Annotated in this window: 7 protein-coding genes; 2 read left to right on the top strand and 5 right to left on the bottom strand. The window is 37.0% G+C overall.

What is annotated here, in order from left to right:
• From F6K13_RS05795 to F6K13_RS34930, 3 genes are all read right to left on the bottom strand, one after another.
• The coding region (locus F6K13_RS05795) for a Uma2 family endonuclease (protein ID WP_287287015.1) at nt 1-410 on the bottom strand (410 nt) is incomplete at its 3' end.
• Nucleotides 411-548: 138 nt separating this feature from the next.
• Nucleotides 549-1,535, bottom strand: a complete 987-nt coding sequence (locus tag F6K13_RS05790; RefSeq protein ID WP_124154187.1) for a methyltransferase domain-containing protein — start codon at nt 1,533-1,535, stop codon at nt 549-551.
• 607 nt (nt 1,536-2,142) lie between these two features.
• Nucleotides 2,143-2,325, bottom strand: a complete 183-nt coding sequence (locus F6K13_RS34930) for a transposase (protein ID WP_353734864.1) — start codon at nt 2,323-2,325, stop codon at nt 2,143-2,145.
• Between the two features lie 230 nt (nt 2,326-2,555).
• Between F6K13_RS34930 and F6K13_RS05785 the strand changes: the two genes are divergently transcribed.
• Together F6K13_RS05785 and F6K13_RS05780 are read left to right on the top strand one after the other, a co-directional pair.
• Nucleotides 2,556-4,337: a hypothetical protein gene (locus tag F6K13_RS05785; RefSeq protein WP_124144043.1), complete on the top strand. Its 1,782-nt coding sequence runs from the start codon at nt 2,556-2,558 to the stop codon at nt 4,335-4,337.
• A gap of 949 nt (nt 4,338-5,286) precedes the next feature.
• On the top strand, nt 5,287-8,340 hold the full coding sequence (locus F6K13_RS05780) for a DUF4347 domain-containing protein (RefSeq protein ID WP_124154186.1): 3,054 nt from the start codon (nt 5,287-5,289) through the stop codon (nt 8,338-8,340).
• Between the two features lie 363 nt (nt 8,341-8,703).
• Here F6K13_RS05780 and F6K13_RS05775 read toward each other — a convergent pair whose 3' ends face one another.
• A complete protein-coding gene (locus F6K13_RS05775; RefSeq protein WP_205127589.1) occupies nt 8,704-9,018 on the bottom strand; it encodes a PAN domain-containing protein in 315 nt (104 codons plus the stop codon).
• Nucleotides 9,019-9,470: 452 nt separating this feature from the next.
• The coding region (locus F6K13_RS05770; RefSeq protein WP_353735637.1) for a Uma2 family endonuclease at nt 9,471-10,187 on the bottom strand (717 nt) is incomplete at its 5' end.

Raw genomic sequence — 10,187 nt, 5'->3', positions numbered from 1 at the left:
CCTTTATCATCAGACAGTGAAGTATTGGCTATTTCTATAACTAAATCTGGGGGTGGATATGTACCTAAATCTACAATAGAAGTTCCCCAGGGAATAATATTGGCATTGTCACCTATATGGTAGGAAATATCTGGTTGTACTTCTTGAAATCCGATTTTTCTATAACTACAATTAGTTAGACCTTTATTGTCAATATTTTTGAGACTACAGAAAATACCAATAGCTATAGAAATAAGTGTATTATCGCTAGCATGGTCGTGACTTACTGGTGACATTTCTATTCTGAATTTTCCTTGATAATAATAAGATTTTGCTTTAGTATAAATGGGATTTTCAATAGTTTGGAGATATTCATCCCAAGTAGCTGAAATCCATGTATCTGTTGAAGTTTTTACTTGTAAATTTGTCATAAATTAAATTGATGTTAACTAATAGAGAGGGCGAATACCATTCGCCCCTACATATGGTGGTTTAAAAGTCAATTTGCGTAAGTCTAGTTAGCAAAATAAGCAACAGCAAAAATACTATTTATCTTAAACAAAACGACATTACATTTTAACTACTTCAGCTTGAGTATTCTCTGTTGATGATAATATTGAACTAACCTTAACCGCGCGGAACATTCCGAAACGACAAAGACCGCTCCCGAATGCCAAACGCATCAGTAACAAAGTAGGTACTTCTCGTATAGACTTAATTATCCCTGATAAACCAAAACGAATCATTCCTTGAGGTCTAATTACACCTTGCCAAATAGAATCTAACCAAGAAGGAATAGTCTCCTGTGTCCAATCTGTTGTCACTACTTCCCCTTCCACTAATCCAGTTTCTGCTATCAGTTCCGAAAAACCCTCAATACTAGAAAAAGCAGGATGAGACCACTGCTCTAATAACTGTTTCATTACAGGTTTTTCCCAGAAATTGAGTGGTTTTTGGCGATCGTCTCGCTGGTTCCAGTCAGCTACAACCAATATTCCACCAGGTTTTAATACCCGCATCATTTCTTCAGCATATTTAGCTTTATCTGGCATATGAGGTCCCGCTTCAATAGACCAAACGACATCAAAACTATTATCTGGAAAAGAAAGTGCTAGAGCATCATCTACCTGAAATTTAGCATCAACTCCTTCCGGGGTTAATTCCTGAGCGCGTTGTACTTGTTTAGGACTAATCGTAATTCCTGTAACGTCAAACCCATAATCTTTTGCTAAAATACGGGTGCTGCCACCAATGCCACAACCTACATCTAGAACAGTAGTACCGCGAGATAGTTTATCCAACCCTCCCCATTTCACCATTTCATGGACAAAGTCAGACTTTGCAGTCAAAAAATCTTTCTTCTGTGGTGGCGAACCATAGTGACCTAAGTGAATGTGTTCGCCCCAGTAAAATTCTAGGATACCGTCTTGAGTCCATTCATCGTAGGAATTAGCTACCGTCTCAGACGACTCATAACTGCGAGGGGTGACGAAATAAAGCGTAATACCTACTACTGATAGTAAAAGTAGAAATCCCAATAAGTAATATAAGAACATTTATCAAACCAGATTATTTATTTACCATTTTATTTATAGCAGGGAACAGGGAACAGTGGTGCGGCCTCGCGTCAGCATACCATGCTATAGAACCCAAATGAGTTCTATGCGACCGCCAATCTCTGAAGCATCAATCGGATCAAACACAGATTAATCTTAGCTGTAGTCTTTTTAAGAGTCCTTTTCCTGCGGAATGCTGCGCAAACAAAATTTTTGGTCAAGCTTTTACACCTGTCAAGTAAAATAGTAATTTTGTTATGGGTTAACAGGTTTGGACTTGAAGTAATCAATGTTATCTGACAAAATTTCTGTTCATCCCTAATCGTCAGATACATTGGCTTTGCTGCAATAAGTAAAAAAGCGCACCGCCCGCTCTGAGGTTTCCTCAGAGTAAGGACGGAGCAAGAAGGAAAACCGAGACTATCTAACGCGCTTATGTCGCTTAATTCCGTTCGTGGATTTGTAAAAACAAAATCATGATTGACTTGATACTAGCATTACAGGTATTTTTTACAGATAAGTGAATCAATGATGATTAAAGTTGTCCATCTGGCTTTTTTTACCTGTTGATGTACTTGAGAATGCAATACATCTCTAACCTTCTCAATTATCCCTGATGCTCGCCACTGAATGTAGCTGCCAAAACACTGTTGAATAAGGAGGTAAGTATGCAGGGTAAGTTACACCTGTTACAACCATTCTTAAGTTGATACAAGATACCATCTAAGATTTCTCTGTTGCTCCATTTTTGTGGCCGAGTTTTCTTCTTCTTAGGTAGTAGTGGTTCGATCAGAACCTATTCTTTGTCTGTTAAACTACTTGAAGGCTGGCATTTTCTCATGCTAGTTGGTGATCGCTCATTAGTATAACTTTATTCCTAAAAGATCCCACTCAGGGGTTCTATAAATACATTTTTCCTTTGTTTCGTCTGAAAATTATCTAATATTATCTTTTATACCTGGAGTTTATTAAACTTGAAAAGCTCTTGAGTATAGTCATTAATTCAAATATTTCTAGTCTATGCAACAATTCAACCGCCGACAAATTCCTATTTTATTTCTGATTTTTTTGCCAGTTTTATTCATGGGAATTTGCATCCTAAAATATAGCGTAAATTTTCCTTTTTCTGACCAATGGCCTCTAGCAGTAATGTTTGAGAAAATCTATGCTGGAAATTTATCTTTTAGCGATTTATTTGCTCAATTCCATGAAAGTAGAAAATTTTTTCCCAGGCTAATTTTTATCGGTTTAGCTTATTTGACTAATTGGGATGTCAGATATGAAATGTTGGTGATATTTTTGTTGACTTGTGTTGTTTCTTTCAATATTTATTGTTTAAATAGGTTGACTGTTAGGGCTAGTCTTTTTACTCAACTTTTGCTCTTGGCAATTTCTAATTTACTAATTTTTTCTCCTGCCCAATATGAAAATTGGCTTTGGGGAATTCAAATTGTTGTTTATATCCCTGTTGCTTGTTTGACTGGTTGTTTGGTTATTGCCCAGAAAAAACTGAATTTAAGAACTAAGTTTATTATTTGTTTTTGTCTCTGTACGGTTAGCACTTTTTCTTATGCCAATGGAATGTTAATTTGGGTATTAATTTTTCCAGCATTGGCAATTTTAGCTTCTGGAAAATTTGAGGAAGTTTTTACTAAGAATATTTGGATAATTATCGGTGGGTTGTTGGGTTTAGTTGCTAATTTAGTCGTATATTTTTATGATTATCAAAAGCCCGATAAACATCCAAGTTTTTTATCTGCTATAGCTCATCCAGTTGAGACAGTTCATTATTTTTTAGCTTTTTTAGGCGCTCCTTTAGGATTTGAAAATTTAACTGTGGCGACAATAGTTGGAGGTTTGGTATTTGGTTTTTGGCTGTTTTTAGGTTGGAAATTTTTTTGGTTAGTTAAAACAGATTTTTTATTGTTACATCGTTTAATTGGCTGGCTAATAATTGGGGTTTATGGAATTATTAGTGGTGCTGTAACTGCTGTAGGTAGAGTTGGTTTTGGTGTCGAACAATCTTTGGCTCCAAGATATACGGCTTTTTCTTTATATTTGATGGTTTCTTTGGTTTATTTGTTGGCTATTTTTTGGCAGTTAGCTAGTGAAAAAAATGTTCAGACAAAGTTGATTAAATATACTTCCTACTTTTTAGTTAGTATTTTGATTATCTTACATCTTAAGACTACTATTAATGCTTTGGAGAGGATGAGCGATCGCCGAGTAATTTTATTACAAAGTAAGGCTTGCCTGTTAATGATAAATGTTATTCCTCAAGATGAATGTTTAGTGACTAAAAGAAGTCCTGAACCTCTGAGAAATACAGCTAATATTCTGGATAAATTAGGTTTTTTACAACCTGGTTTAGTCAAGAGTAAGAATATTCAAGATATTGCTGGAGAGAGACAAACAGAATTAAATTATGGTTATTTTGATACAGTTAATCAAATTGATAATCGGACTTATTTTGCCAATGGTTGGGCAATTTTACCCGAAAGAAATGAAGTTGCTGATGGTGTGATTTTAACTTACGAAAATACCGAGGGAGAAGACATCATATTTAAGTTAATTAATCAGAGAATGCCGAGACCTAGTGTCAAGGAATATTTTGATAATTCAGCTTATTTAGATTCAGGTTGGCAAAAGTCTTTTACTGTGGAAGAAATTCCTCAAGGAAAGGTTAAACTTAAAGCTTGGGCGTTTGATACTGAAGCTGGCAAAGCTTTTTTATTGAATCAAACTCAAATAGTTAACGGGCGATCGGTAGTAATGGAACGAAAATATGCGCCAAGGCTGTAAATCATACCACGCAAGCTTTGTAGCAACATCTGACATGTATATAAACGCCCTCAACACTCACTCATCAGAGCAAGAGTATTGTCAATACTCTTGTGTTGTAAGAATTGCTCTCATAATAATATAAATTTAATTTCTACTTACAACTCCTCAGTTAATAAGATTTGCAAAGCGTTTTGAGCAACTTGTTTTGCCCTTATACCAATTTGAAAAAAGAATGTTACGAATAATAAGTGCAATAAAAAGATTTTGTAGGAAATGTCCCTTTGACAAAAAAGAGAATTTACGACCTGAAAATTGGTATTAAATCTATTCCCATACGACTCCTGAATTCTGGATTCTGTTTGCGGAGCATTCCGTAGGAAATTCTAATAAATACCCTAGCTATTTGTAGCAAACATTTATCAAATTGGTATTAATGATATGACTTTTTGATACTTTAAAGAATGTGAAAATGACCCATCAAGGCCCGCAGTTCCTCAATTCCCATTAAACCAACTCTTTCGGTGGCAAAAGTATGACGTAAATCATGGAGTCTTACTCCTGTTAATATGGGACTTTGATTGGTTACTTCTCTCCATAAGCTATAAACTCTATAAAATTTTTCTGAGGTAGAGATCAGACAATTTCATCTTGCCAAAGTCCGATATTTATTCATCCTAACTCCTCATAACGTCGCCGTTTGAACTCCAAGATTTTGGCAGATAATTATCACTAGAATACTGAAACATATTCGCCATCATCCACAAGACAAATAACGTTTATTAGGTATCAAATATAAACAACTAGAAAAATCATTAAAACAAAAATAAACCTAAACGGTTTCCTCCAAATTCACAATTCATATCCCATATTTTAGAATTACTTAATCTTTGACAAATTGTCTTTTGACAAAATATTTACTGAGAGATTAGGGTATTTCTCAAATTTATCAATTTGAGGATTTATCAAGATGAATTTAATCTTAAAAAAATCTACAGAATCAACAAAAATCAACCAAAAGTTGCAACAACTCCGACAGCATAAAAGATTGATGGTAATTGACACCAGAGTGGAAAATTATCGCCAGTTAGCCACCGGAGTTACTCCACAAACAAAAGTTGCTTTAATTGACCCTAATCGTGATGGCATAGAACAAATTACCGAACTTTTATCTAACTATCCAACTAATAGTTTGTATATAGTTTGTCATGGCGATCCTGGAATTTTATATCTAGGAAAAACACCCATAAATGAGCAATATCTTGCCGAATATAGTGGATATCTGCAAGAATGGGGCATTGTCGATATATTACTTTATAGTTGTAATATTGCCAGTCAATCAAATAACTTTATCAAACTTTTACATCAACTAACTGGAGCTAATATTGCTGCTTCAAAACATCAGGTGGGCAACCCATTAAAAGGTGGAACTTGGGATTTAGAAAGTCGCATTGGTTCAGTTACTTCAGAGATAGCTTTTTTACCACAAATTATTCAATATTATCCTGGAGTGTTTCACGGTTTACAATTCTATTTCGGTCAAGATGAAACAGGTCAAATCAGAGCCTATCTTGGCAAAGATGACAGCGTGAGTAATGGCTACACCAACCTATTTTCTGACGACTATCTCACTTTAGCACCAGTTGGGGTTTGGGATGACCGAGTAGTAGAAGAATCAGATACTGCCTTCGACTATCGCTATACTGATAACGCATCCTATTTTCCTGGCTTTACACCACAAATAGATATGTTCTACGATACTCCTGTAGACGGTAGTCCAGTGGATGATTCTTTCGATCGCGAACGCAATACTTATTTCCAAGTCAACTTTCTCGATGAGCTGAAGGTTTGGGATGGAGAAAGTTTTGTGACCACAGGTGGAGAAGTGATGACCTGGTATCAAGAAAACTGGTTAGTCAATGATGAAGGTGAATGGTATGTAGAATTCGTAAATGAAGTCACTACAGGGGAAGCTGTTGTAGAAGGACAACCCTACTATTATGCAGAATATGACCAGGCAGGTAATGACCACTGGCATTATGTCATGGAATTACAGGCAGGTACTTCACCTACTGGTATTGATGACGGACTTTACCTCTTGCCAGTGGAGGTTGAGACTAACATTCCTGGTAGCATTCCTTCCGATCCTGTTTATATTCTCTACAATCAAAATCTCTCTCCCGCCCCCGATGCAGACCAAGATACTATTCTGGCAGCTCAAAACTATCTGCTGGAAAACTTCGGCATGACCGAACCAGCTCAAGAATTTAAAGCCTTCTTAGACAGCAGTCAAAATGGAGTAGAGTCAGATGCTACAGGAGTTGCAACTTTTAGTCTCAATGCCGAACAGACAGAAATAGAATATACGATTCAATTCAATGGAATCGATCTAATTGAAGACCCCGCAGAACGTACCACCGATAATGCTGTTACCAAAATTCACTTTCACCACCGCGACTATGGCACTAATGGGAGTCATGTTTTGAATATCTTTGGGGCACCATCCGTAGATGATGATGACATTGAGATCGACTACGAAAGTGAAACAATTACAGGTAAATGGGATTGGTCTGATGCTGCTGCCAATTTTGCTCGCCATTCTGAACCCAAGTCTGATGGGGTTTATGGTGACTGGACAGCTCCCGAATTAGAAATTGAAGTTGTTGAAGCTTACGATGATGGCACTTTAGGTATCAAACTACTAGATGGGGAACCCCGAGACGAACTCAACATTTTTGAGGGAACTCAGCTCAACTTTGCCAACGGTGCAACAGTTGAGATAACAGAAAATATCACCATATCTACGGTAGAAGGCACTACAGTTGCAGCAAGTCTGCTAGAAGGAGGCGATCTTCCTACCGGGGAAATAGCCATTCTGCCTACCGCTCAAATGCCGGGAACTCAACCAGTGATAACTTCTCTAGTTAATCTATTTCATGGCAACCTCTACGTCCAGGTGCATACAAACGAAAATCCTGAACCTGGTGATATTCGAGGTCAAATATTACCTGTGAGAACTGTGGAGGATGCCGAAGATGGGGTACTTCATGGCAGTACGAGTAATGAATTATTTGAATTGAATGCTGCTGATGTTGGAGGTCTGGAGATTCAAGAAGTAGCTGGTCGCGAAACTTTGACTCTTGAAGGTATGGAAACTTCTATGTCAGACTTGCATCGAGAAGATACCGATCTAATCATAGATGTTAACCAAGATGGCAGTTTCCAAGCAGCAGACGATCTGACACTGAAAGACTTTTTTGCAGAGGAAGCAGGAGAAGTTGGCGTAGGTTATATTGAGTTAGTTGATGAGATTTCTGGTTCTGAAATTTTAACAAAAATATCATCTAGTTCTAACGACCTACTTAAGGGAACTTCAGGAAATGATATTAAGCAAGGCAAAGGTGGTAACGATATTATCTTTGGCTTTGCTGGTGATGACGAACTCTATGGCAACCGGGGTAACGATATTCTCAAAGGTGGTGATGGTGACGATATTCTCAAAGGTGGTTATGAAAACGATACTCTCAAGGGAAATAGTGGCAATGATACTTTAATTGGTTGGTTGGGTTTCGATGCTTTGCTTGGTGGCAGTGGAGAAGATAGTCTGAGTGGTGGTATCGGACGCGATCGCCTGAATGGAGGAGAGGATGACGATATTCTCAGTGGTGGAGCGAGTAAGGATAAATTTATTTTTGCTGCTAATAAAACATTTAGCGAAGCAAATTTAGGTGTGGATGAAATTACTGATTTTGTATCTGGCAAAGATCGAATCCTCTTGGATGTGACTGTATTCACTGCCATTGCAACTACTCCTGGAGAAAGTCTAGATAGTAGCGAATTTGCTGTGGTGGATGGTGAAGCTGATGTATTTACCGCTGATGCTACGATCGTTTATGACTCTGCTAATAGTACCTTATATTATAATCCTAATGGTATAGAGAATGGGTTGGGAGATGGCGATCGCTTTGCTATTTTCTCTAATGGAGTATCTTTGGAGGCAGATGATTTCTTAGTCAGAGCTTGACGCTCTTTCCTTTGATTTCATTAATATCATGTCCGGTTGAACAGTTATAAATAAATAACGACGGAGTCCTCAGGAGTCAGGAGTCAGGAGTCAGGAGGGAAGAAAGAAGAAGAACAAGAGAAGAAGGAGAAAGTTTTTTCTCACTAATTATCCGGACATAATATAACAACAGCGATCGATTGATAGCAGTTTTCATTAGAATAGAGTACAGAGATGTTGGCTTTAAGGCAGGAGCTATGTAGTCTACCAAAGCGAAAACGGCTCCGATCGCGGTTAGAAATTTATAATTATATCATCCGGACATGATATAACTAGGTTTTTTGCTACGGAATGCTACGCAAAAAGGTGGGTCCAATATTGCGATTAGTTACCGTAACCTTGGGGTTTTAATGCAGAAATGTAGTCTGGATTTACTTCTGCTGAAAAGTAAGCCATTAACTCCGTACAAGTTGATGTAGGTCGAAACCAATTCACTGCTATACACTCAGAATCATTTTCACATAAGTTAGAACATTCTTCTGGGCCAGAAACATCGGTAACAGCAAGCCCTCGCCCTCGGATAAATACATCAGGGGACAATGGCCCCATATCGTCTGCAAGAGCTGAAGTTACATTTGCCAGCATCGTACCGAAAAAAACCAATGCGACCAGCATGATTCCTGCGATAATTTTCCACAATCTTTCCATTTGTCTCTTCGTTTATCCTTATATTGGGTGCTTTTCAAAAGGAACTTTTCAGAACATTTTTACCTTTCCCTCAGATGAAGACCTTTTTCTCTAATATTTTCTTAATTTTTCCTTCTCAAACAACTACAGACAATAATTGACTTTTCATCAAGCAATATCTATAGAGATAATCTTGGACGAATCTTTCCAAGGATTTTAGTTGAAAACTATTTGGTATTATTCTGTAAGCATTTCCTACGGAATGCTGCGCAAACAGTTATTAGCTATCAACTCTCAGAAAAAGGACAGGGTTTTAATGAAAATAGACTGTTTTAGCCAGTTTTTGTAGTAAGATTTAATTCTGACTCAATTAGTAAAGCTTTTATCTAAAACTAAAAACAATACCTAATAGCTGATAGCTGATAGCTGACGGCTGAATGCTTACATTATTCTGCTCGAAAAACTTATTCCACAGTCAATTTTAATTCCGGAAAGATAGAAGATTGAATGAGTTGCTTTTCCTTAAATTGAGTAGATTTATACTCTCCATTTTCTAGGGTATTAACTGTAAAAGTTGGCTGTTTGGGATAACCGATAAATTTTCTTCCTCCTAATCCCAAATAATCCACAATCCAATATTCTTTAATGCCCATAATTTCATAAGCATCTAGTTTGAGAGGATAATCATCGCTCCAATTGCTACTGACAACTTCAATTACTAACTTAATTGACTGACTATTAATTAAAGTAGATTCTTTTTCCCAACGTGGTTCATTCTGAATAAAATCTCGGTTGACAACAATTACATCTGGTTCGTAACCTGATAAATTATCGGTTTTGAAAATACATTCTTTAGGGATAAAGTAAGGCGACCCTGAATGCCTAATTTCCAAGCTCAACTCAGCCATTAAAAAACCTGCAATTTGAGAATGTTGACCTCTAGGTTTAGGCATTTGAGTAACTACTCCGTTATGTAATTCATAGTGGTATTCCGACTGTTCTGGATACCAATTAATAAATTCATCAAAATCACTAAAACTTGTCCTATAAAGTACCTGGGTCATAATATCAAATCCGGTTGAATACTTATTATTATAGTTGGGAGTGAGGGAGTGAGGGAGTAGGGGAGTAGGGGAGTAGGGGAGATGAAATATTGAAGTAATTATAGAATTATAAACAGA

Source organism: Okeania sp. SIO2B9 (assembly GCF_010672505.1).
GTDB lineage: Bacteria > Cyanobacteriota > Cyanobacteriia > Cyanobacteriales > Microcoleaceae > Okeania > Okeania hirsuta.
This window is presented reverse-complemented; position numbering and strand designations above follow the sequence as displayed.

Bases quoted from the DNA above. Each gene is read 5' to 3' on its own strand.
- F6K13_RS05790 (WP_124154187.1), bottom strand. From the start codon at position 1,535: ATGTTCTTATATTACTTATTGGGATTTCTACTTTTACTATCAGTAGTA.
- F6K13_RS05785 (WP_124144043.1), top strand. From the start codon at position 2,556: ATGCAACAATTCAACCGCCGACAAATTCCTATTTTATTTCTGATTTTT.
- F6K13_RS05780 (WP_124154186.1), top strand. From the start codon at position 5,287: ATGAATTTAATCTTAAAAAAATCTACAGAATCAACAAAAATCAACCAA.